Source organism: Nonomuraea angiospora, assembly GCF_014873145.1.
Taxonomy (GTDB): domain Bacteria; phylum Actinomycetota; class Actinomycetes; order Streptosporangiales; family Streptosporangiaceae; genus Nonomuraea; species Nonomuraea angiospora.
The window spans coordinates 6325543-6346908 of sequence record NZ_JADBEK010000001.1; the positions used below are offsets into that span (position 1 = coordinate 6325543).

Annotated in this window: 20 protein-coding genes; 11 read left to right on the plus strand and 9 right to left on the minus strand. The window is 70.5% G+C overall.

From position 1 onward, the window contains the following. The first annotated feature begins 780 nt into the window (after positions 1–780). Entirely contained in the window at positions 781–1176 is a 396-nt protein-coding gene (locus H4W80_RS28470) for a hypothetical protein (protein WP_192787889.1), read from the plus strand. Between the two features lie 383 nt (positions 1177–1559). Beyond that, entirely contained in the window at positions 1560–1895 is a 336-nt protein-coding gene (locus H4W80_RS28475; RefSeq protein ID WP_192787890.1) for a hypothetical protein, read from the plus strand. A 714-nt stretch (positions 1896–2609) separates the two neighbouring features. Here H4W80_RS28475 and H4W80_RS28480 read toward each other — a convergent pair. The 3 genes from H4W80_RS28480 to ku form a co-directional block, all read right to left on the minus strand. Beyond that, a complete protein-coding gene (locus H4W80_RS28480; protein ID WP_192787891.1) occupies positions 2610–2918 on the minus strand; it encodes a hypothetical protein in 309 nt (102 codons plus the stop codon). A gap of 369 nt (positions 2919–3287) precedes the next feature. Further along, on the minus strand, positions 3288–3626 hold the full coding sequence (locus tag H4W80_RS28485) for a hypothetical protein (protein WP_192787892.1): 339 nt from the start codon (positions 3624–3626) through the stop codon (positions 3288–3290). 389 nt (positions 3627–4015) lie between these two features. Further along, complete coding sequence (gene ku / locus H4W80_RS28490; protein ID WP_192787893.1) at positions 4016–4882, minus strand: non-homologous end joining protein Ku; 867 nt, start codon at positions 4880–4882, stop codon at positions 4016–4018. 59 nt (positions 4883–4941) lie between these two features. Between ku and ligD (H4W80_RS28495) the strand changes: the two genes are divergently transcribed. The 5 genes from ligD (H4W80_RS28495) (at position 4942) to H4W80_RS28515 (ending at position 8032) form a co-directional block, all read left to right on the plus strand. Further along, entirely contained in the window at positions 4942–5844 is a 903-nt protein-coding gene (ligD, locus tag H4W80_RS28495) for a non-homologous end-joining DNA ligase (protein ID WP_225963710.1), read from the plus strand. Then, positions 5841–6725: a non-homologous end-joining DNA ligase gene (gene ligD / locus H4W80_RS28500; RefSeq protein ID WP_192787895.1), complete on the plus strand. Its 885-nt coding sequence runs from the start codon at positions 5841–5843 to the stop codon at positions 6723–6725. The genes ligD (H4W80_RS28495) and ligD (H4W80_RS28500) overlap by 4 nt, the downstream gene beginning before the upstream one ends. 44 nt (positions 6726–6769) lie before the next feature. Further along, positions 6770–6976 (plus strand): hypothetical protein, encoded by a 207-nt coding sequence (locus tag H4W80_RS28505; protein WP_192787896.1) that lies wholly within the window; start codon positions 6770–6772, stop codon positions 6974–6976. A 117-nt stretch (positions 6977–7093) separates the two neighbouring features. Beyond that, positions 7094–7714: a TetR/AcrR family transcriptional regulator gene (locus H4W80_RS28510; RefSeq protein ID WP_313043020.1), complete on the plus strand. Its 621-nt coding sequence runs from the start codon at positions 7094–7096 to the stop codon at positions 7712–7714. Between the two features lie 87 nt (positions 7715–7801). Beyond that, entirely contained in the window at positions 7802–8032 is a 231-nt protein-coding gene (locus tag H4W80_RS28515; protein ID WP_192787897.1) for a DUF3107 domain-containing protein, read from the plus strand. A gap of 1421 nt (positions 8033–9453) precedes the next feature. Here H4W80_RS28515 and H4W80_RS28520 read toward each other — a convergent pair. After that, positions 9454–10092: a ferritin-like fold-containing protein gene (locus tag H4W80_RS28520; RefSeq protein WP_192787898.1), complete on the minus strand. Its 639-nt coding sequence runs from the start codon at positions 10090–10092 to the stop codon at positions 9454–9456. 350 nt (positions 10093–10442) lie between these two features. On the opposite strand from H4W80_RS28520, the gene H4W80_RS28525 reads away from it, so the two are divergent. The 3 genes from H4W80_RS28525 (at position 10443) to H4W80_RS28535 (ending at position 14339) form a co-directional block, all read left to right on the plus strand. Then, positions 10443–12338 carry a DEAD/DEAH box helicase gene (locus tag H4W80_RS28525; RefSeq protein WP_225963711.1) on the plus strand — a complete coding sequence of 632 codons (1896 nt, stop codon included), beginning with the start codon at positions 10443–10445 and terminating at the stop codon, positions 12336–12338. Between the two features lie 185 nt (positions 12339–12523). Continuing rightward, positions 12524–13414: an alpha/beta fold hydrolase gene (locus tag H4W80_RS28530; protein WP_192787899.1), complete on the plus strand. Its 891-nt coding sequence runs from the start codon at positions 12524–12526 to the stop codon at positions 13412–13414. Positions 13415–13427: 13 nt separating this feature from the next. Further along, complete coding sequence (locus H4W80_RS28535) at positions 13428–14339, plus strand: oxygenase MpaB family protein (protein ID WP_192787900.1); 912 nt, start codon at positions 13428–13430, stop codon at positions 14337–14339. Here H4W80_RS28535 and H4W80_RS28540 read toward each other — a convergent pair. The 4 genes from H4W80_RS28540 to H4W80_RS28555 form a co-directional block, all read right to left on the minus strand. Next, on the minus strand, positions 14290–15474 hold the full coding sequence (locus H4W80_RS28540) for an MFS transporter (RefSeq protein WP_318787098.1): 1185 nt from the start codon (positions 15472–15474) through the stop codon (positions 14290–14292). The two genes, H4W80_RS28535 and H4W80_RS28540, sit on opposite strands and share 50 nt — an antisense overlap. A gap of 104 nt (positions 15475–15578) precedes the next feature. Further along, positions 15579–16499, minus strand: coding sequence for a RecB family exonuclease (locus H4W80_RS28545; RefSeq protein WP_192787902.1), 921 nt, complete (start codon positions 16497–16499; stop codon positions 15579–15581). Between the two features lie 100 nt (positions 16500–16599). Further along, positions 16600–17310 (minus strand): MBL fold metallo-hydrolase, encoded by a 711-nt coding sequence (locus H4W80_RS28550; RefSeq protein WP_192787903.1) that lies wholly within the window; start codon positions 17308–17310, stop codon positions 16600–16602. A gap of 57 nt (positions 17311–17367) precedes the next feature. Further along, positions 17368–18021: a DUF6758 family protein gene (locus H4W80_RS28555; protein WP_318787099.1), complete on the minus strand. Its 654-nt coding sequence runs from the start codon at positions 18019–18021 to the stop codon at positions 17368–17370. Positions 18022–18068: 47 nt separating this feature from the next. Here H4W80_RS28555 and H4W80_RS28560 point away from each other — a divergent pair, with 47 nt between their 5' ends. Further along, entirely contained in the window at positions 18069–18464 is a 396-nt protein-coding gene (locus H4W80_RS28560; protein WP_192787905.1) for an NUDIX hydrolase, read from the plus strand. A 22-nt stretch (positions 18465–18486) separates the two neighbouring features. On the opposite strand, the gene H4W80_RS28565 is transcribed toward H4W80_RS28560, so the two are convergent. Beyond that, on the minus strand, positions 18487–21273 hold the full coding sequence (locus H4W80_RS28565; protein ID WP_192787906.1) for a DUF6242 domain-containing protein: 2787 nt from the start codon (positions 21271–21273) through the stop codon (positions 18487–18489). Between the last annotated feature and the right edge of the window lie 93 nt (positions 21274–21366).

Below are 21366 nucleotides of genomic sequence, written 5' to 3' on the forward strand. Positions count from 1 at the left end.
GTACATACGGCATCACATGCCTCAAACACCCCGCTGGTGCGACCCCCGGCGGCCGTGGCGGCGTCTCGGTGCCCGGCGCGGCGCCCGGATCCGGGGCGGCGGGTGGATCCCCGGCGATCATCGCCAGGTTCGGACATATCGCCATATATCGAGGCTTAGAGGTCTAATCGATCTCATCGCATGCCAAGAGTGTGGCAAAAGCCACCGAACATCGTTTATGGCGCACCAAGGTCGGAAAGCATGACAACCAGCAGCACTTAGCGTGACGGTTGAGGAACGCACCGTTAATGGCGGGACAGACCAGCCTCGAACGCACCACCGCCGGGTGCCGCAAAAAAAGCGGGAGACATTTTCGGAGGGCGCACAACGGCGTCCTCCGAATGATGACGCCGGGCGTCGGCGAAGCGCCCGGCGTAATGGCCGTTGATATGTTCGCGGACTTTCACCGGTCCGAGGGCGGCACCGCAGTCAGGCAAATCACCACTCGCAGAACCGGCACGGCCGATGACGACAGGCCAGTCCGGGGCGCGAGCGTTGCCACGCGTGGCCGCCCTATCAATTGCACCACAATCGGACATATCATGCCATTTCATTGGATAGATCTGTAATGCGAGCAATAAGATTCTTAATGCATAGCAAAATAGGGTCTCTCCAGTTTGCCCGCCCGTCGCCCCGGAAATGACATTCAATGGATGACTCTTCAGCAGCCGTCCAAGACCTGTTTTCAGGTACCCGGAAACGTCGAGAACGGGGCAATCGATCCTTTAGGGGGAAAACGCAATGCCCAAGCTCAAGAGTGTTATCGCAGGCCTCGCCGTCAGCACGGCGCTGACCGGCGGCATGGTCTGCGCGGGCGCGGCCACCACTGCGGTCAGCGCCGACGCCATCAAGCTCAACACCTCGTCCATCCTCACCGGCATCGACGACGACGGCCTCGATGACGGCCTCGGCATCGATGAGGGCATCGACGACGGCCTCACCAACGGCATCGTCATCGACCGCCGCGACCGTGACCGTCACCGCCGGCAGTGCCGCCGTCACCACGGCTGGGGCGGCGGTTGGGGCGGCGGCTGGTGGGGTGGTCGCCACCGCCGCGGCGGCGAGGTCTGCGTCGTCATCCGCAACGACAACGTCAACGACAACAGGCCCGAGCGCCGCCGGGTTCGTACCTGGTAACAAAACCGTGTGTTAATGGCGGGAGGATGAGCGTCCGCACCTTCGGGTAGGTCCTGTCTTCTCGTCTTCCGCGGGGGGCTTAGTGAGGGCTCTCCCGGCCTTTGGCCGGGGGAGCCCTCACTGCGTTGTACGGCGAGGGGGCGGTGTCATGCCGGTACGGCGGGCGACGGGGCTATATGGGTGGAAGCTTTTGTTTTAACCATGAGGAAGTCTGTGGTCAGCCAAATCAAGGTAGTTCCGGTTTGCTGCTGATTTGTCCGGAAATATGCATCGTGCGGGAGATTCTCTAAGAATCGTCCGTAGCGTTTCCCCGATGCGACCGGATCTGCATTCGCCGGGCGGGGGGCGTGAAACAGGGCAATCGAACCTTTAGGGGGAAAACAATGCCCAAGCTCAAGAGTGTTGTCGCAGGTCTCGCCGTCAGTACGGCGCTGACCGGTGGCGTGGTAGCCGCGGGCGCGGCCACGTCTCCGGCCGGCGCGGCCGTCCAGGTCAAGTCCGCCGCTCCCGTCCTCACCGGCAACTGCCGCGGCGGAGGCTGGCGCCGGTGCGGCTGGGGCGGTCGCTGGGGCGGTCCCCGCTGGGCCTGGGGCGGTCCCCGCTGGGGCTGGGGCGGCGGCTGGGGCGGCCACAACAGGGGCGCCCGGGTCCGGATCGTCATCGTCAACCAGAACCACAACATCAACCGTGTCGGCCGTGGCGACCGTGACGAGTGGTAGGACTCAGACACTGAGCTGAGCATCGGCGCGCCTCTGAGGCCGCCATAGCGGGCGGAGCCCCCGAGCGATGGTCCTCCGCCCCGACAAACGAGTGTCCGTATTCATCGGGACCGGCGCCACCCTCCGACCGGCGCCGCCCAGCGAATACGGGCACTCACTTCTGTTTTCGACGGTCTTGAAGCGCTCCCCACGGATGAATCCCGGGGATTCCAGCCGTCCCAACCGTGCGGCTACGCGCATGGTCGCGACGCTGTTGCTTGGCGGTTTCGACCGCGACTCACCATACTCACGCCGGGGCACGTCACCGCAGTCGATTCCCGTCAATGCACGCTCGCGCCCTGGCGGGCACTCCCGCGCCGGGCTTACCCCCATGGCTGAAGCCAGGGGTCCGCGCCCGGCATTCTCGATCGCCTGTCTCGAGCGGGCCCCTGTCCCCCGGCTCACCGGCACCCGGCCGCCATCGCCACGGATCGTCCGTTTCCCTGGAAGAGGGCGGTCGCGGCCCTCTCCCAGGTCGCCCGTCTTCGCACGCCGGCGGCAGCGGACATGCGGACATGTCGAGTGCCCGTATTCGGTGGGTCGACGTCGGCACTGTCGGGGTGGACGTCGCAACCCGGTGAATACGGGCACTCGATCGGCGTGGCCGGGGCTTATCGCCCAGGGGACTCCTGGTGTGGCGCGGCCCGCGCCACGGGTTCGCCTGTGCGCTGAGCTCTACTGCCACGTGGGCTGGTTGTTGTCCTCGTGGTGGTCCATCTCGTGGCGCTCTTCCAGGCGCTGCTGCACGTTGCGGTTGCGGTTCGTGTTGATGATGATGATCTTGATGCGAGGCATGCGGTGGCGCCAGTTGGCCCAGCGGCCGCCGCCCCAGCCGCCCCAGCCGCCCCCGCCGCAGCGGCGCCAGCCCCCGCTGCCGCAGCCCCCGGCCAGGACGGAGGTGGCGGTGCCGACCTGGGTCGCCGCGTCGGCCGCGGACATGGCCGCGCCCACGCCGACCACGCCGCCGGAGAAGGCCGTACTCATGGCGAGGCCCGCCATAACACTTCTGAGCTTGGGCATTGCGTTTTCCCCCTACAGGTTCGATTGCCCCGTTCCTCACGTTCCCGGCCAATCCCCGAAAACCCGATCGACTAGGAAACGCCCCGGGATGATCCTTAACGAATCATCCGCATCATGCATATTTCCGGTTGAAACAGCAAGCAAACTGGAATTGCCGTCATTTGGCCCACCACAGACATTGCCATGATTCGACGCAAACGCCATAGATCCGGACACAGCAAGGGCTCCCCAGCCCTAAGGTCTGGAGAGCCCTCGTCGAAAGCCTGCCGTGGGAGGCGTGGAGAAAGCCCCCTACCGCGAAAACGCGGTCATCCCCACGCCGTCAGCACACGGCTATGACCAGTTGTCGTCGTTGTTGTGGTGGTGGCGGAACTCACGCTCACGCTCACGCTCGAAGCGGTTGATGTTGATGTTCCGGTTGTGGACGTTGACCCGAACGCGGCTGTTCTGGTGGTGGCGACGCCAGCCCCAGCCACCGCCCCAGCCGCCGCCCCCGCCGCAGCGACGCCAGCCCCAGCTGCCGCAGCCATTGGCGAGGACGGAGGCGGCGGACTTGACCTGAGCGGCGGCGCCGGCACTGGCCGAAGTCGTGGCCGCGCCCGCGGCTACCACGCCACCGGTCAGCGCCGTGCTGACGGCGAGACCCGCGAAAACAGTCTTGAGCTTGGGCATTGCGTTTTCCCCCTAAAGGATCGATTGCCCCGTTCTCGACATTTCCGGTTATCCCGGAAAGAGGTCTTGGACGCCTGCGAAGAGCCATCCATGAACTGTCATTTCCCGACAGCAGCCCAACAAACGACACCTAGCCGGTTTTACTATGCATTAAGAATCTTATTGCTTGCATTAAAGATTTATAGAGCGAAATGACATGACTTATCCGGATATGTCCTATTTGGTGATCGCGCCGAAGAGGCCTGGGGCAGCACGAAAAACCCCACCTCGCGGTGGGGTGGGTACCTGAGAAAGGCGGCCGGAGGCTCGACGCGAAAAGCGCCGGCGAGGCCGTGGATCGCCTTCCCGCACGAAGGCGTGCGGGAACGCTGAGAGAGGTTCTGAAGGGGTCAGGCCGTCTTGCGCGTCTTGCGCTTGGCGGGGGCCTTCTCCTCGTCCTTGGACTTGGCGGCGGCCTTCTTGGGCTTGGCGGCCCCGCCCTCCCGCTCCCGCTTCGCGGCCTCCACGCTGGCGCGCAGCGCGGCCATGAGGTCGACCGCCGGTCCGGCCTCCTCTTCCTCCCGAGCCGGGACGACCTCCTTGCCGGCCACCTTCGCCTCGATCACCTGCTGCAGCGCCTCGCGGTACGTGTCGTGGTACTCGCCCGGGTCGAAGTCCGACTCCATGGTGCTGATCAGCGACTCGGCCATCTGGAGCTCCTGAGGCCGTACCTCGATGTCCTCCTCGAGGAAGCCGAAGTCCGGCGTGCGGATCTCGTCGGGCCAGAGCATGGTCTCCAGGACGAAGACGCCGTCCCGTACCCGCAGCGTGGCCAGGGACTCGCGCTGGCGCAGCGCCACCTTGACCACCGCCACCTGGCCCGAGCTCTCCAGGGCGTTGCGCAGCAGCACGTACGGCTTCGCCCCCTGCGCGTCGGGCTCCAGGTAGTACGACTTGGCGAAGTAGATCGGGTCGATCTGCTCGGCCGGGGCGAACTGCAGGACGTCGATCCTGCGGGACGTGCTCAGCGGCAGATCCTCGAAGTCCTCGTCGGTGAGCACGACGATCTCGCCCGTCGCCAGCTCGTAGCCCTTCGCGATGTCGGAGTACGGCACCTCTTCGCCGTCCAGCGTGCACACGCGCTTGTAGCGGATCCGGCCGCCGTCCTCGCGATGGACCTGGTGGAACGTCACGTCCTTCTGCTCGGTGGCGGAGTAGAGCTTGACGGGGATCGTGACCAGGCCAAAGGAGATCGCACCCTTCCAGATGCTGCGCATGGTCACTCCTCAGCTCTCAATCGTTCGCCAACGGGCACATACCCGTCATGGGGCAACCAATGCCATACCCGGTCGAACCGATGCTGGCCGTACCTGGGGAACTACCCTCCGATCGCGAGAGGTACGGACTGGAGGTCAAGTGGGACGGCATCCGCGCCGTCGTCCATCTTGACGGCGGGCTGAGGGTGACGGGGCGGCACGGAGTCGAATACACGCGGAGGTATCCGGAAATATCTGGTTTCGGGATCAAGAACGCGATCATCGACGGCGAGGTCGTCGCGCTCGACAAGCGGGGCAGGCCCAGCTTCGTACGGTTGCAGCACAGGATGCACCTGACCGATCCCGAGCCGGTCATGCTGGAGCTGTACCCCGTCACGTACATGCCGTTCGACCTGCTCTATCTCGACGGCACCCCGCTGTTCGACCTGCCCTACCGCGACCGGCGGGCGCTGCTCGACGAGCTGGACGTCGGCGCGCCCCCGTACTTCCCCGGCGACTCCGACCTGCTCACGGCCACGTCCGAGCAGGGCCTGGAAGGCGTGGTCGCCAAGCGGCTGGACTCGCCCTACCGGCCGGGCACCCGGTCCCCGTGGTGGATCAAGGTGAAGCACCTGCGCACCAGAGAGGTCGTGATCGGCGGCTGGAAGCCCGGCAAGGGGCGGCGGGCTGGCGGGATCGGCTCGCTGGTGATGGGGATGTTCACCGATCGAGGGCTCGCGTACGTGGGGCACGTCGGGACCGGGTTCACCGACACCGTGCTCGACGAGCTCCACCGGCGGATGCGGCCGCTGGAGGTCACGCACAGCCCGTTCAGCAACGCGGTCCCGTGGCGAAATCGGTGGGTTAGGCCGGATCTCGTCGGGGAGGTGGCCTACACGATGTGGACCGACGAGCAGCGGCTGCGCCACCCCGTGTGGCGCGGCCTGCGCCCCGACAAGCTCCCCTCGGAGGTGACGCTGTGAACAGCCCGGCGAAGGTGCCGGTAAAGGTCGACGGGCGAGCGCTGACGCTGAGCAACCTGGAGAAGGTCCTCTACCCCGAGTACGGCTTCACCAAGGCCGAGGTCATCGACTACTACAGCCGCGTGGCCCCCGTGCTCCTCCCCCACCTCCGGGGCAGGCCCCTGACCGTCAAGCGCTACCCGAACGGCGTCGACGGCCAGTCCTTCTTCGAGAAGAACGCCCCCGACCACACCCCGGACTGGGTCAGGCGGGTCAAGCTCCCCGTCCCCGGCAGCACCAAGAACCGCGAGGCCATCGACTTCGCCGTCATCGAGGACCTGCCCACGCTCGTCTACTACGCCAACCTGGCCGCGCTGGAGCTGCACGTACCCCAGTGGCGCGTCGACGAGGACGGCGAGGCGCTGCCGCCCGACACGCTCGTGTTCGACCTCGATCCCGGCCCGCCCGCGACCATCGTCGAGTGCTGCCGCGTGGCCCTCAGGCTGCGCGAGGTGCTGGCGGCCGACGGGCTCACCGCCCTGCCGAAGACCAGCGGGAACAAGGGCATGCAGCTGTACGCCGACTGGGACTGCCGCGAGGAGCCCTCCGCGTACGCCAAGAGGCTGGCCCGGCTCCTGGAGAAGGAGCAGCCCGGGCAGGTCGTCAGCGTGATGACGAAGAAGGCCAGGCCCGGCAAGGTGTTCATCGACTGGAGCCAGAACAACCCGGCCAAGACCACCGTGGCGCCCTACTCGCTGCGGGCCAGGGAGCTGCCGACCGTCTCGACACCGCTGAGGTGGACGGAGGTCGAGGGCTGCGAACGGCCCGAGGAGCTGGTGTTCACGGCGGCCGACGTACTCGCCAGAGTGGAGAAACGCGGCGACCTTTTCGGCCGGGCGTAGGCTGGGTCCGTCCACACCAAGAGGGGGACCAGAAGATGTCGGAGATGGACACACGCGGGGACGAGCTCTCCTACGACCCGGAGGAGCCAGAGCTGTCGATCGAGACGCCCGAGGCGGACGCCGCGGAGCAGCATTTCGAGATCCGCCAGAGCGCCGGGAGACAGCGCCGCGAGCTGCCGCTCGACGTCGACCCCGCCGACGCGGCCGACCAGGACCGAGTGGTGGATCTCGACGACGACGAATATCGCTGAGCACGGCTGCGCGACGACCGGTCGGCCTCGCGGAGTGAGGCGATGAACAAATGAACAAGTGCCCAACCCGCACGTAGGATGTCCGCACAGCCCGCTGAGAGACCTATGGAGACCCGCGTGACCGCAACCCCGGACGCGAAGCCCCGGGGCACCCGGCTGCCCCGACTCGCCCGCCGCCGGCAGCTGCTGAGCGCCGCGCAGGAAGTGTTCGTGGAGAACGGCTATCACGCGGCCGCCATGGACGAGATCGCCGATCGGGCGGGCGTCAGCAAGCCGGTGCTCTACCAGCACTTCCCCGGCAAGCTCGAGCTCTATCTGGCGCTGCTCGACCTCCACGTCGACGACATGGTCAACCGCTGCCGGGAGGCGCTGGCCTCCACCCACGAGAACAAACTCCGCGTGCAGGCCACGTTCAGCGCGTTCTTCGACTTCGTCTCCACGCAGGGCGAGGCGTTCCGGCTGGTGTTCGAGTCCGACCTGCGCAACGTCGCGCCGGTGCGGCAGCGCGTGGAACGCTCGCTGCAGGAGTGCGCGGAGATGGTCAGCGTGCTCATCCAGGAGGACACCGGGTGCACCAGCGACGAGGCGCACCTGCTCGGCGTGGGGCTGGTCGGCATGGCCGAGGTGAGCGCCCGCTACTGGGTGACCCAGCACGGCTCGATCCCGAAGGACGCGGCCGAACAGCTCATGGCCCGGCTGGCCTGGCGCGGCATCAGCGGTTTTCCGCGTACGGCATAACCCGTTCGCTGGGCGCGATCATTTGCCCCTTTCCCGGTTACGAGCCGCCACGATGGGAGTGAGCCAGCCCGTCGACTAGGGAGCCACATGGAAGTCAAGATCGGCGTACGCTCCGTACACCGCGAACTCGTTGTCGAGACCGACCTCTCCGCTGAGCAGGTCGAAGAGGAGATCAGGAACGCGTTGTCGGTCGATCGTGGCGTGTTCGCCCTGACCGACGTGAAGGGCAGGCGGGTCATGGTGCCGGTGGCCTCGCTCGGTTTCGTCGAGATCGGTGAGGACGAGGCCCGGCCCGTCGGGTTCGGCGGCACCCTCTAGGAGTTTCCTGACCTGGGGGTACGGCCCACCCGCCGTACCCCTCCCAGGGCTGGCCCCGCTCCGACGATCGTCCCGCGCGTGGGACGGTGCGGCTGCGAGAGGTCGGCGCATGGCGCCCACGCACGACCGTCTCGCGCGCGTGGCGCAGTGCGCGCCCAGCGGGCGTCGCAAGGGTCCGATCCGTCCCAAGGGGCAGTACGCGCCCAGCGGCCGTCGCAATAGCCCGGCCCGTCCCCAGAGGCAGCGCGCCGAGCGGGCTGGCCCGTCCCGAAGGGCAGTGCGCCCAGCGGGCGTCGCAAGACCTGGCCCGTCCCAAGGGGGCAGCGCGCCCAGTAGGCATCCCAAGACCTGGCCCGTCCCAAGGGGGCAGCGCGCCCAGTAGGCATCCCAAGACCTGGCCCGTCCCAAGGGGGCAGCGCGCCCAGCAGGCATCCCAAGACCTGGCCCGTCCCAAGGGGGCAGCGCGCCCAGCAGGCATCCCAAGACCTGGCCCGTCCCAAGGGGGCAGCGCGCCCAGCAGGCATCCCAAGACCTGGCCCGTCCCAAGGGGGCAGCGCGCCCAGCAGGCCGGCCTGTCCCAAGGGGCAGCGCGTCCCAGCGACCGCCACAACCTGGCCCATCCTGGGGCAGTGCCCGACCGGCGAGCGTCGCAAGAGCCCAGCCCGCTCATCTGCGTCACCCGGCAGCGCCGCGCTGGAGGGTGGCGCCCGCGGCCGCATGCCGGCGCTGGATCGCCCGAACACCTCGCCACACCTTGCCCACAGCACGCCGACCATGGGCGTCGGCCGGGCGTGGCACGGGCCTCAGGGCTGCCACACCACGTCCCACCGACCCCGGCGACTCGGAAAGCGGCGCATTCCCGCCACCCCGCGCCGACCGTAGGCGTCGGCTGGGCGCGGCACGGGCCTCAGGGCTGCCACACCACATCCCGCCGACCCCGGCGACTCGGAAAGCGGCGCATTCCCGCCACCCCGCGCCGACCGTAGGCGTCGGCTGGGCGCGGCACGGGCCTCAATCACTGCCACACCACATCCCACCGACCCGGCAACTCGGAACGTGGGGTCAGGTCCCGCCACACACCGCATCTATCGCACGCGTCGGCTGGGCGTGACACGGGCCTCAGGCGCTGCCAGACCACGTCCCCCGACCCAACGACTCGGAAAGCAGCGTCAGGTCCTGCCATGCCGCACCTACCGCACGCCGCCAGCTCGACGACTCGGAAAGCGGCGCCAGGTCCCGCCATGCCGCACCTACCGCACTCCGCCGACTCGGCGCCTCCGATGGCGGCACCGAAAGGCAGCCCCGAAGGCGGCATCGAGTCGCGCCACGACCGTGCCTCTCTGACCCGACGCCCTTGGAAGCCGTGCCCTCGGAAGCCGTGCCGTCGGAAGCCGTGCCCTCGGAGGCCGTGCCCGGGGCGGTCAGAGGCCCAGGGTGGCCATGCGTTTGTTGTGGGCCTCCGTCAATGTCGCGAAAAGTCGGGAAATATCGGTGGCGCCCTCCCCCGACACCAGCAGCAGCGCCAGCTCGGGCCGCGCCGAGGCCACCTGCTGCCCCTGGCTCAGCGCCTCGCCGACGAGCCGGCGCGCCCACAGCGCCAGCCGTCCGGCGACCGCGGGCGCCGCCTCGATCCCGGCCCTGACCCGCTCGACCGCGAACTGCGAGCGCCCCTCGTCCACCAGCACCTCGTCCACCAGCTTGGCGATCGAGGGGTCGAGGTGCCTGGCCGCCTCGCGGTAGAAGTCGAGCGCGATGCCGTCCCCGACGTACGTCTTGACCAGCGCCTGCAGCCAGTCGGCCGGCCTGGTCTGCGCGTGCCAGGCGTCGAGCGCGCCGACGAACGGAGACATCGCCGCGTCGGGATCGGCCCCGAACTCGGCCAGGCGGTCGCGCAGCAGGCGGAAGTGGGCGTACTCGGTCACGGCCAGCTCACTCAGCGCCGCGCGGTCGGCCAGCGAAGGCGCCAGCGTGGCGGCGTCCTCCGTCATCCGCGCGTACGCACTGAGCTCGGCGTAGGCGAGCACCCCGAGCAGATCGACGACTCCTGGAGACTCCTTCATGACTGGCAGCGTACTTCCGCGAATCTTCGGGAACATACGTAAGCTCGGCCAGCGTTGTGGTATCGAGTACACTGCTCTGTGAAAGTGCGACCGCACTGTGTAAATTCGGGGGTTTCTCCCGGATACCCCCACTTCCGGGTGCGCGGTCGCTGATGACGCGAGAGGGCTGGCTCTACCGCGAGGACCCACGTTACGAGGGCTGTTTCATGCCCGTCGGTCCCGGCAGGCCCGCCTTCATTTGAGAACTGAGGCAGGCCACGCTGACGACTTTCCGAGACCTCGGAGTCACACCTGAGATCGCCGATGCCCTTGAGACCGAGGGCATCGTCACACCGTTCCCCATCCAAGAGATGGCTCTCCCGCTCGCCCTGAGCGGCCAGGACCTCATCGGTCAGGCGCGCACCGGCACGGGCAAGACCTACGCGTTCGGCATCGCCATGCTCCAGAGCATCGGCAAGCCGCGCAAGAACCGCAAGAAGCCCCGCGGGCTGGTCGTCGTGCCGACCCGCGAGCTGGCCACGCAGGTCAGCGAAGACCTCGTCACCGCCGCCGGCAAGCTCGGGTCCCGGGTTCTGACCGTTTACGGCGGGCGCGCGTACGAGCCGCAGATCGAGGCGCTCAAGGCCGGGGTCGACGTCATCGTCGGCACCCCCGGTCGCCTGCTCGACCTGGTCAAGCAGAAGCACCTCGACCTGAGCCAGATCACCACCCTCGTGCTCGACGAGGCCGACCGCATGCTCGACCTGGGCTTCCTGCCCGACGTAGAGCGGATCTTCAGTCTGATCCCCGGTCAGCGGCAGACGATGTTGTTCTCGGCGACCATGCCGGGCGAGATCGTCACGCTGTCCCGTAAGTACCTCAACCGTCCGACGCACGTACGCGCCGAGCACGAGAGCGGCGAGGGCGAGACCACGCCGCAGGTCCGCCAGCTCGTGTGGCGCGCGCACCGGATGGACAAGATCGAGATCCTCGGGCGGCTGCTGCAGGCCGAGGGGCGCGGGCTCACGATGGTCTTCTGCGAGACCAAGCGGGCCTGCGACATGGTCGCCGAACAGCTCGACACGCGCGGCTTCGCCGTCGCGGCCGTGCACGGCGACCTCGGGCAGGGCCAGCGCGAGCAGGCCCTGCGCGCGTTCCGCAACGGCAAGATCGACGTGCTGGTGGCCACCGACGTGGCGGCCCGCGGCATCGACATCGACGACGTCACCCACGTGGTCAACTACGACTGCCCCACGGACGACAAGACGTACGTGCACCGCATCGGCCGCACCGGCCGGGCCGGGCGCACGGGCATCTCGGTCACATTCGTGGAGTGGGAGGAGCTGACCCGCTGGAAGATGATCAACCAGATGCTCGGGCTCGAGTTCGCCGAGCCCGAGGAGACCTACTCCACCTCGCCGCACGTCTACTCCGAGCTCAACATCCCCGAGGGCACCAAGGGCGTCCTGCCGCACGCGAGCCGATCGCGTGCCGGGCTGTCCGCGGAGCACCTCGAGGACCTCGGGGAGACCGGCAGGGCCCGCGTTCGTGGTGGCGGCCGTCGCCGCGAGGAGCGCGAAGAGCGCCCTGCCCGTACGCCGCGCCAGCGCCGCCGCACCCGTGGCGGCAAGGAGCTGGCGGAGACCGCAGTCGTCGAGACTCCGGAGGTCGAGCTCGTGGATGCCAAGGGGGAGGAGACTCCCGCGATCTTCTCGACGGACGAGATCCAGTCGGCCGCCGAGCCGAAGCGGACGCGTACGCGGAGGGGGGCGGCGTCGTCGGCCATCGAGCAGGCGCTCGCCGAGGCCCCTGAGGCACCCGTCAAGGCCACCCGGTCGCGGCGGGCCGCCAAGGTGACGGCCCCTGAGGCCGGCACCGTCACGGCCCCTGAGGCCGCCGGCATCACGGCCCCTGAGGCGGGCACCGCCGAGGAGGCGCCGGCGAAGGGCACCCGCTCTCGCAGCACCGTCGAGGAGGCGCCGGCGAAGAGCACCCGCTCCCGCCGCGCCGCCGAGCCGGCGCCCGTCGCAGAGGTCCCGCCCGCTCCTCCGGCCGCCGAGCCGGTGCCGAGCTTCCTCGCGACGCCGCCTCCGCCGGTGCGCAAGGAGGCGGAGCGGATCGTCCCGCCGAACCCGTTCACGGTGATCTTCCAGTCGCCCGACCTGGCTTCGGACGACGACGACATCGCCCCGTCGGCGGCCACGGAGCGCAAGCAGCAGCGCCGCCAGCCCCGTGGCGGGGGCGGCAACCGCCGCCGCACGGGCTGAGCGCCGTCTGACACCGCCTGAAAGGCGCGCACCCTCATTCGGATGCGCGCCTTTCCGGTCATAAGGCCCGCGGGCCCTCTCAGGCGCTCTGAGCGCGTCGTGGGCTCCCGCCACGGAGTCGCGTTTGCCCGGTGTAGTGCCCATCACGGTGTCGAGCCGCTGACCTCTGGGTATTGTTGCCCCACGTGAGTACGCCGCGATTCCTCGATCTGCCTCCTGGCGTCGCACCACAGAAGATCGAAACGCCACAGGGCACGTTCGCGGTCCTGGAGGCCCTCCCGGTCAGTGGTGTGATTGAGCGCTGGCCCGCCCTCCTGGTCCCCGGCCTGACAGGCAGCAAGGAGGACTTCCTCGCGGTGCTGATGACCCTGGCCCACTCGGGGCGCAGGGTGATCGCCGTCGATCTGCGCGGCCAGTACGAGACGCCGGGCCCCGACGACCCCGCCGCCTACACCTGCCCCGCGCTCGGCGCCGACGTCGACGCGCTGGCCCAGATCATCGGCGGCGGCGACCCCGTTCACCTGGTGGGCCACTCGTTCGGCGGCCTGGTGGCCAGGGAGGCGGTGATCGACGGGCTCACGAGGTTCGCGTCGTTCACGCTGATGGGGTCCGGGCCCTCGGGCATCGAGGGCAAGCGGGCGCTCAACGGCCGCAAGATCATGGAAGAGGTCCAGGAGTTCGGCCTGGAGCACGTGTGGCACCACCGGCTGGAGCCCGAGGCGCTGTCCAACGACGTGTCCGACGAGATCCTGGCGTTCCTGCGCAAGCGCCTGCTCACCAACTCCCCGACCGCGCTGGCGTGCATGGCCGAGCAGGTGCTGAGCATGCACGACCGCACCGACGATCTGCGCCAGGTCGAGGTGCCCACGCTGGTGCTCTACGGCGAGCACGACGACGGATGGCCGCCGGAGGCGCAGTCGGAGATGGCGGCCAGGCTCGGGGCCGAGTCCGTGGTCGTGCCCGGCGCCGTCCACTCGCCGGCCGTCGAGGCGCCGGAGACGACGGCGGCGGCGCTGGTGAGGTTCTGGAACGCGGCCGAGAAACACTATTTGGACACCAGGTCCAATGCCATGTAATTCTTTACTTACTATGGCGAACATCGAGGACCTCGTCGTGCAGCCACCGCAGAGCGCGACGTGGCAGGTGCATCTCGACCGGTCGATGTGGGTGGGCGGCGTCCGCGGCCTCATGCTGCAGGCGCTGCACCCGCTGGCCATGCGCGGCGTCTGGCAGAACTCCAACTTCCAGGAGGACCCGTTCGGACGGCTGCGCCGCACGGCGGACTTCGTGGGGCGGGTGACGTTCGGCAGCCCGGAGCAGGCCGACGAGATCGGCAGGCGGGTGCGCGGCATCCACAAGGCGCTGCGCGTCCACGACCCCGACACCGGCCGGACCCATCGGGTGGACGAGCCCGAGCTGCTGCTGTGGGTCCACTGCGCGGAGGTGTCGTCGTACCTGGAGGTGGCCAGGCGCGGCGGGCTGGGCCTCACCGAGCGCCAGGCCGACCGCTACCTCCACGAGCAGCGCAAGAGCGCCGCGTACGTCGGCCTGCATCCCGAGGACGTGCCCGGCTCGTGCGCGGAGATGGACGCCTACTTCAAGCAGGCGCGTCCCGGCCTGCGCGTCACGGAGGAGGCGGCCTCGACCGTGCGGTTCCTGATGTGGCCGAGGCTGCCGCCCGAGCTCAGGCACCTGTCGGCGGGCAAGCCCGCCTACTTCCCGTTCGGCGCGCTGTGCTACTACACGCTGCCGGACTGGGCCAGGCGGATGTACGGGGCGCTGCCGGAGGTGCCGCGCGCGACGGTCACGGCCGCGCTGAGGGCCTTCAGGCTGGGGATGAACTCGCTGCCGGAGCCGGTGCACGACCACGCGTTCATGCCGGCCACGCGCGAGATGCTGCGGGCCGCCAGGGAGCGTCTCGGCGCGGTGGGGTACGACGTGAGCAGGGGCCTCAAGGGCCTGACCGATCCCCGTCGGTGGCCGCGGGAGCCGGCCGCCTGACCGGCAGGAGCGCGCCGCCGACCAGCACGACCGCCGACACGCCGGCCATCGTCCATCCGCTGCGGCCCATGCCCCCGCCGTCGAACAGCACGCCGAGCAGGGTGGACGCGGTCGCGGCGCCCACGTACCTGGACGACTGGAAGAACCCCACGGCGACCCCGGTCTCGCTCCTGTCGGCGTGGACGAAGACCAGCGAGTTGAGCCCGAACTGGCTGAGCGCCGACGCCACCCCCAGCAGTCCCGCCGCCACCAGCACCAGCCAGACGGGGCCGACGGCGGGGATCAGGAAGGAGCCGGCGAGCAGCAGCGCCGCGCTCGCCACCAGCACGGTCCGCATCCCCAGCCGCGCGGCCAGCGCCACCGCGACCGGCGTCATGACGATCGCCAGCCCGGCCATGGGGAGCACCAGCAGGCCGGCGATGTGGGCGGGCAGTCCCGCCGAGCGCTGCGCCCACAGCGGCACCACGAAGAACGCCGAGTAGAACACCACGTTGACCAGGGCGAACTGGCCGCAGGTGGCCAGCAGCCCGGGCCTCAGCCGGGGCAGCAGGGCCTGCTTCGGGCCGTCCACGCGGACCTTGGGCAGCCAGCGCAGGGCCGCGATGAGCGCGACCGCCGCGAGCGGGACGTTGACCAGGAAGATCGCCTGCCAGCCCCACAACGAGACCAGGAACCCGCCGAGCACCGGACCGGCGGCGGCGCTGGCGGTGAGCACCATGGAGATCGTCGCGATCACGCGCGGCGGCGGCCTCCCGTCCTCGCCCGGCATCACGGCCTGCACGATCGCCATCCCGGCGGGCATCGTCGCGCAGCTCCCGAACGCCTGCAGCAGCCTGATCCCGACCAGCGCCGGATAGGACGGGGCCAGCGCGGCCAGCACGCCCGTGACGGCCATCGTCACCAGCCCGGCGCAGAACACCAGCCGCGGGCCCAGCCGGTCGGCCAGCGTGCCCATCACGGGCGGGACGAGGATGCCGGCCAGGTAGAACCCGCCGGCCAGCCACGTCACGGCCGCGATGCCCACGTGGAACTCGGCCTCGATGTGGGCCAGGGCTACGGCGATCATGGACGAGTTCAGGGGATTGAAGAGTGTGCCCAGCGCCACTGCCGCCGGTAACCGCCCGATAGGAGCCACTTTCCCGTCATAACCACTGTTTTCCCCGGGAAACTGTGCGCCCTCCGGCAAATGCCGTTAACCGGGGCGAGCGGTCCCCTCCGCCGCTCGCCCCGGCAGGCGGGTCACTCGGCGAGGCCGTCCCACGAATTGCGGTCGGGAGCCGCCGACAGGCCCTCCGGGCAGTGGCGGCGGAAGTCGCACCAGGAGCAGATCGGGCCGGGACTCGGCGCGAACAGCTCGTCGATCTCGTCCGGCACCGCCGCCGGTCCGACGGACGGCCGCTCTCCCGAAGCGGCGGACCCCTTCTTGGCGGGCGCGGGCGCGGGCACGAGCGCGCGGTAGCGCTCGTCGGCCGCCGACGCCTCCGTCGCGACGTCCTCGGCACGCCGGATGTGGCGGGCCAGCGACTCCTCGGTGTGCCGCCACTCCAGGATCTCGCCGGTCGGCAGGTGGTGGAGCTCGACCGTACGGCAGGGCGTGCGCATCATCGTGGAGGCCGCGACCGCGTAGACGGCCAGGGCCAGGGACGAGCGGGCGTCGTCCTCGGTGAGCGGCCGGCGGCCGGTCTTGTAGTCGACCACGACCAGCTCGTCACCGCGCCGGTCGAGCCGGTCGATGCGGCCGGAGAGGGCCATGACCTTGGTACGGGTCGCGACCGTGCGCTCCACGCCCACCGGGTCGTCGCCGGGGTCTAAGGTCGCGACGTATCCGGAGACCAGGTCGCGGGCCCGGCCCAGCCAGTGGGCCGACTGCTCGACGTCCCTGAACCCCTCGGCGATCCAGCCGTTCGTGACCAGGATGGCGGCCGTCAGCGGGGTCCTGCGGTCGTACGGCTCCCGCCACCACCCCGCCAGCGCGTTGTGCACGCTCGCCCCGACGCTGTTGTGCGCCCACGCGGGTCCCTTGGACGGCTGCGGCCGGTCAAGGTAGGTGAACCGGTAGCGGCGGCGGCAGTCGAGCCACGCGTTCAGCCGCGACGGCGTGCACGAGTAGAGCCGCCGCGGCATCCCGTCCAGCGGGAGTTGCCCCTGGGTCGCGCTCATGGCCTCCACCCCGCGAAGGCGGCGGCGCTGCCTCGCGCGCTCATGGCGTCCACTCCGTGGAGGCGGCCCGGTCGCCCGGAAGCCGCCGTCCTGTCTCGCCTCACTCGTCGTCGGGGTCGAGCTTGATCCCGGAGAGCCTGGTGCCGTCGGTCAGCGGGCCGTCGTCGGCGCTGTCCGTGCGGGTCAGCGAGCCCGACACCCAGTCGTCGAAGTGCGGCTCGAGGTCGCCGATCGTGACCTCGTCGCCGTGGGCGGCCAGCACCCGCGTCTCGGCCGGCAGCGTGAACAGCCGCCCGCCGATGGAGGTCAGCTGGTCGGCCAGGGCGGGGTAGTCGCCGCCCAGCTTGCCGGGCCCGTCGGCCTGCAGGGCCTTGCCGGTGAAGACGGCCCCGAGCGCCTCGCAGTAGAGCGACACGCCGCCGGGCGAGATGCCGGGCGTCTCCATGACGTCGAGCTGGACGTCGGCCACCCCGAAGATGCCGTCGTCCTCCATGTCGATGTCGGGCCAGGTCTCCCGCCAGGTCTCCCGCCACAGCGGCTTGTCCTTGGGATGCAGGGCGACCACGGCCTCGTCCCGGCTGGCCACCTCGATGGCCGCGGAGACGTGGTCGGGCAGGCCCGCCGTGCAGATGACGGCCAGCACTTCCCGCTCGCCCACCTGCTCCAGGATCTTCTCGGCGGCGCGCGCCGGGTCGATGACGATGACTTCGTCGTCGTCACCGATGATCCAGGTGTTGTTCTCGACCTTGTACTCGGTGCCGTCGATGTCGACGACGCCCTCGGTCACCACTCGCTCGATACGCGCTGTCACGCCTCCGAACTCTAGCCCGTCTGCATGAGAGCGCGAATCAAGAGCGTGAAAGCACGCCTAATCCTCGAGCCTGGGCGAGAAAGCGCCGAACGGCACGTCCAGCTCATGGTCGCGGGCGTCGAGCAACGACAGCTCGGCCAGCGCGATCATGCACCCGGCGTCGGCCGGCCACGCGATGGCCCACAGCCAGTTGCCCAGCGCCTCGCCCGCGTAGACGGCCCGGTCGTCGGCGCCGTCCACGCACCACAGCGCGGTGGGATGCCCGAGCACGCCGATCTTGGCGTTCGGCGGCCCCGTGTCGAACCCCTCGCCCGGATCGGGGCCGTCCAGCCCGGCGAACGCCGCGCCGAGCCCGATGCCCGGCTCCTCCGCGATGACGAGCAGGTCGGCGGGGCCTTCCGTCAGCGACGGCCCCGTCAGCGCGACCACGCTGGCCCGGGCGCCGGTGCGCTCGTCGCCGACCTCCCCGAAACCGGTCACCAGCCAGCCGGCGGGCAACGGCCACGGCAGCCACACGGGCACCACGGAGCTCTTGCGGATGGCCTCCAACGCCGTGCCGGTCGGCGGCCACGGAGGCTGATACGGCAGGACATCACCGTGCGTGTCGCATCGGTACGCGCTGGACCACACACTCGGCCCGTGAAGCGGGCCAAAGCACCGTGGGCAAGTCGGAGCCGCTCTCACAACTACCCACGGTGCTTTCTCCGGCACCGGCCCGTCAAGGGTGCTTCCCGTTGTCCCGTCGTAATCTTGGTCATGTGCGCGTAAATTGTGTCGGCGCGATTATCTTCGACTCCTCCGACCGGTTGCTCCTCATCAAGCGGGGGCGTCCCCCGGGCAAGGGGCAGTGGTCCATCCCCGGTGGCCGCCTGGAGGCCGGGGAGACGGACGCCGAGGGCGTGCGGCGCGAGGTGCTGGAGGAGACCGGGCTGCGCGTGGAGGTGGGCCGCCTGGCGGGCACGGTGGACCGCCCCGGCCTGGGCGGGGCCACGTACGTGATCCGCGACTACCTCGCCACCGTGGCGGGAGGCGTGCCCGTGGCCGGGGACGACGCCGACGACGTGCGCTGGTGCGGCGTGGACGAGCTGGCGCGGCTGCCGCTCGCCGACGGCCTCCTGGAGTCGCTGACCGACTGGGGTGTGCTGCCCCGCTGAAGCGGCGCAGCACACCGGGGTCCTATCGGTTCGAGGTGAGGCTGGAGGTCCAGAGGATCAGGTGGTCGGCGTTGTACGTGGTGGAGCGCCCGAGCGCCACGACCTCCGAGCCCGACACGGCCACCGCCGACAGCCACTGCGCCCCCTGGCCGGCCAGCCGGTCCTTGGTCAGCGCCATGCGGTTCCACGACAGGCCGTCCTGCGAGGTCCAGGCCGCGCTGTCGCCCTCTCCCGGTACGCCGTGCCAGCCCACGGCCACCAGCCCCTCGTCCGCCGCGGCCAGGTCGTACACCGCCGCCGCCTGGTCCGCGGGCAGCCAGGCCGTCTGCCAGGACGAGCCGTCGTCGTCCGAGACCGCCGCGAAGGCGCGCCGCGAACCTCCCGACACGGCCGTGCCGACGGCCACCAGCTTGTCCTGATAAGTCGTGACCCGTCGCAGCCCGGCCGACGTGGCGTCCGGCGGGACCACGCGCTTGCGCGCGCTCCAGTTGACGCCGTCCGAGGAGTGCCAGACCACGCTGCTCTCCTGGTCGGCCCCGCCCGAGCCGCCCACGGCCACGTAACCGCCGTCCCCGGTGGCGACGGCGTCGTAGATCCGCACCCCGGAGCCGCCCTGCGGCAGCTTCTTCGACCTGGTGAACTTGCGCAGATCTGGGGTGAACCACATGGCGGCGCTCGCCGTGCCCATCTGGTCCTTGGCCTCGCCGGCCAGCACGTAGCCCTCCTTGCCGGCCGTCACGACGTGGGTCTCCAGGGAGGGGGCGTTCGGGTCGCGGGCCAGGTCGCCGGTGACGTCCACCTTCTTCCAGCTCTCCCCGTCGGCGGAGGTGACGAGGAGCGGGTCGGTGAGGGCCACGTTCGTCTCGGTCGAGCCGACGGCCAGCCAGCCGCGGCTGCCGTGCGCCACGTCCTCCAGCGTCTGCTTGCCCGGCCCGCCGAGGCTCATGGACTTCCAGCTCGCCCAGTCCCTGATCGTCCACAGGCCCGCGTCGCCGGAGGCCGAGCCGACGGCGACGTACCTGCCGGCGAAGCCGGCCAGCGCGTTGGTCTCGCGGGCGATCCTGGTCAGGCCCTCGACCTGCCCGAGCTGGACGCGCGAGGCGCCGCCGCGCGGCGGCGCGGCCATGAGCACGAGCTGGTTGTCGACGTCGGACACCGCCTGGTCGCCGCCGGCGAACAGGGTGCCGCCGTCGGCGATCGTGAACCCGCGCAGCGTCGCGCCGGTCAGGTTGCCGAGGTCGGTCCGCTTGCTCCACGAGCGCCCGTCGGTGCTGGTCAGCACCGAGTAGCGGCCCAGGCCGGCCTGCGTGATCGCCGCGATGCCCGACGGGAAGGAGACCAGCGTCTCCACGCCCGTGCTCTCGCCGCTCAGGCCGCCGATGGAGCCGCACTGCGACCACTGCGCCCCGGTCGGCGAGCAGTAGACGCGCAGGTCGCCCGTGAACGTGGGGAAGCGCGTCGGCACCAGCACGAACCTCTTGGGCGACACGGCCACCATCCCGCTGTGCGGGGCGACCTCGGGCAGCTGGAACGCGGTCGCCTGCCAGTCCCGCCCGCCGTCCGCCGATCGGAGCACCCGCGATCCCTCGCCGACCGCGGGGTCTCCGATGGCGACGACCGTGTCGCCCTTGGCGACCACGGCCTTGATCTCGCGTACCTCCAGCTCCCTGGTCTCGACCCGCTCCCAGGTCCGGCCGTCGGCGGAGCGCCAGGCCGCGGGGCCCGAACCGCCGTCGTCTCCCGTCGTGCGTCCCACGGCCACGAAACCCGAGGCGGTCCTGGCGATGTCGTTGATCTGGTCACCGGACCTGAACGCGGCCAGCCCCGCCGCCTCCACGGCCGTCCAGCTGAACCCGTCGGTGCTGGTCCACAGGCCGCGTTCGCCGGACACGCCGTCGCCGCCGCTGGCCAGCCAGCGCCCGCCGCCGCCGACGACCCGCTGGACCGTGGGGGTGGAGGCGCCGTTCACCTGGCCGAGCTGCCAGGTCTTGCCGCCGTCCGGCGAGAACAGGAAGAGCGGGCGCGGGGTCGGGCTCGTCGTGTCGCTGCCGACCGCCACGACCGCGCGGCCCACGGACGCCATGTCGTTGAGCTTCTGGTTGGCGCCTTCGCCCGCGGCCGGCACGGTGAACAGCTCGTCCCCCGAGCGCCCCGTGCCCGCCTCCAGCCGCAGCCCCGGGGCCTCGTCCGAGGTCCACTGCCACACGAGCACGCCGGCGGCCACGAGGATCGCCACGGCCAGGGTCAGGGCTACGGGGGTGGACCTGCTGCGGCGGCGTACGGGGCTGGACCTGCGCACGGCGGAGGGCGCCGGGCCTCTGTGGTGCCGGCCGCTCGACCCCTGGGGCGCCCCGCCGGTGGCGACGAGGAGGTCCGGCCTCGTGGGGCGGCCCGCCGGCGGGCGCCCGACGCGCCGCACCTCGGGCTCGCCGTCCTGCTCCGGGGCCTCGGGGGTCTCGTCGCGCCCGGCCGGCTCCTCGTCCTGCTCGGGTGCCGGCTCGGGTGCGGCGGCCTCGGCGCGTTCCGGGACGGGATACACCAGCCGGTACGGCGGCGCGGGCCGGGACGACCGCTCAGGGGAGGGCTCGGGGGCGGGTGCGGCCTCCGCGTCCGGCTCGGACCGTTCGGGCGCCTCCCGCGGCGGATGGAGCGGGGCGCCCGCGACGAGCTTGTCCGGGTGGTTGACGACGCGGCGGGGGCGGCGGCGCGGCTCGACGTCGGGCTCGGCCGTCGGCGAGCTGTACGGCCGGCGCCCCTTGGGCGGCTCCTGCGGCTCGTCGTCCGGGACGGGGGCGGCGAAGGGCGGCATGCCCCAGGGCGAGCTCAGCGGTAAGCCCCTGGCCCGGTCGTCAGTGGGACCCGGCGGCGAATGGCTGATCCTCGGCTCTTCGGAGGAATGCGG

Excerpts from the sequence above, each read along its gene's own strand:
- H4W80_RS28470 (WP_192787889.1), top strand. The coding sequence starts at position 781 with ATGCCCAAGCTCAAGAGTGTTATCGCAGGCCTCGCCGTCAGCACGGCG.
- H4W80_RS28475 (WP_192787890.1), top strand. The coding sequence starts at position 1,560 with ATGCCCAAGCTCAAGAGTGTTGTCGCAGGTCTCGCCGTCAGTACGGCG.
- H4W80_RS28480 (WP_192787891.1), bottom strand. The coding sequence starts at position 2,918 with ATGAGTACGGCCTTCTCCGGCGGCGTGGTCGGCGTGGGCGCGGCCATG.
- H4W80_RS28485 (WP_192787892.1), bottom strand. The coding sequence starts at position 3,626 with ATGCCCAAGCTCAAGACTGTTTTCGCGGGTCTCGCCGTCAGCACGGCG.
- ku (WP_192787893.1), bottom strand. The coding sequence starts at position 4,882 with ATGCGCAGCATCTGGAAGGGTGCGATCTCCTTTGGCCTGGTCACGATC.
- ligD (WP_225963710.1), top strand. The coding sequence starts at position 4,942 with ATGCCATACCCGGTCGAACCGATGCTGGCCGTACCTGGGGAACTACCC.
- H4W80_RS28505 (WP_192787896.1), top strand. The coding sequence starts at position 6,770 with ATGGACACACGCGGGGACGAGCTCTCCTACGACCCGGAGGAGCCAGAG.
- H4W80_RS28515 (WP_192787897.1), top strand. The coding sequence starts at position 7,802 with ATGGAAGTCAAGATCGGCGTACGCTCCGTACACCGCGAACTCGTTGTC.
- H4W80_RS28520 (WP_192787898.1), bottom strand. The coding sequence starts at position 10,092 with ATGAAGGAGTCTCCAGGAGTCGTCGATCTGCTCGGGGTGCTCGCCTAC.
- H4W80_RS28525 (WP_225963711.1), top strand. The coding sequence starts at position 10,443 with ATGGCTCTCCCGCTCGCCCTGAGCGGCCAGGACCTCATCGGTCAGGCG.
- H4W80_RS28535 (WP_192787900.1), top strand. The coding sequence starts at position 13,428 with ATGGCGAACATCGAGGACCTCGTCGTGCAGCCACCGCAGAGCGCGACG.
- H4W80_RS28545 (WP_192787902.1), bottom strand. The coding sequence starts at position 16,499 with ATGAGCGCGACCCAGGGGCAACTCCCGCTGGACGGGATGCCGCGGCGG.
- H4W80_RS28565 (WP_192787906.1), bottom strand. The coding sequence starts at position 21,273 with ATGCCGCCCTTCGCCGCCCCCGTCCCGGACGACGAGCCGCAGGAGCCG.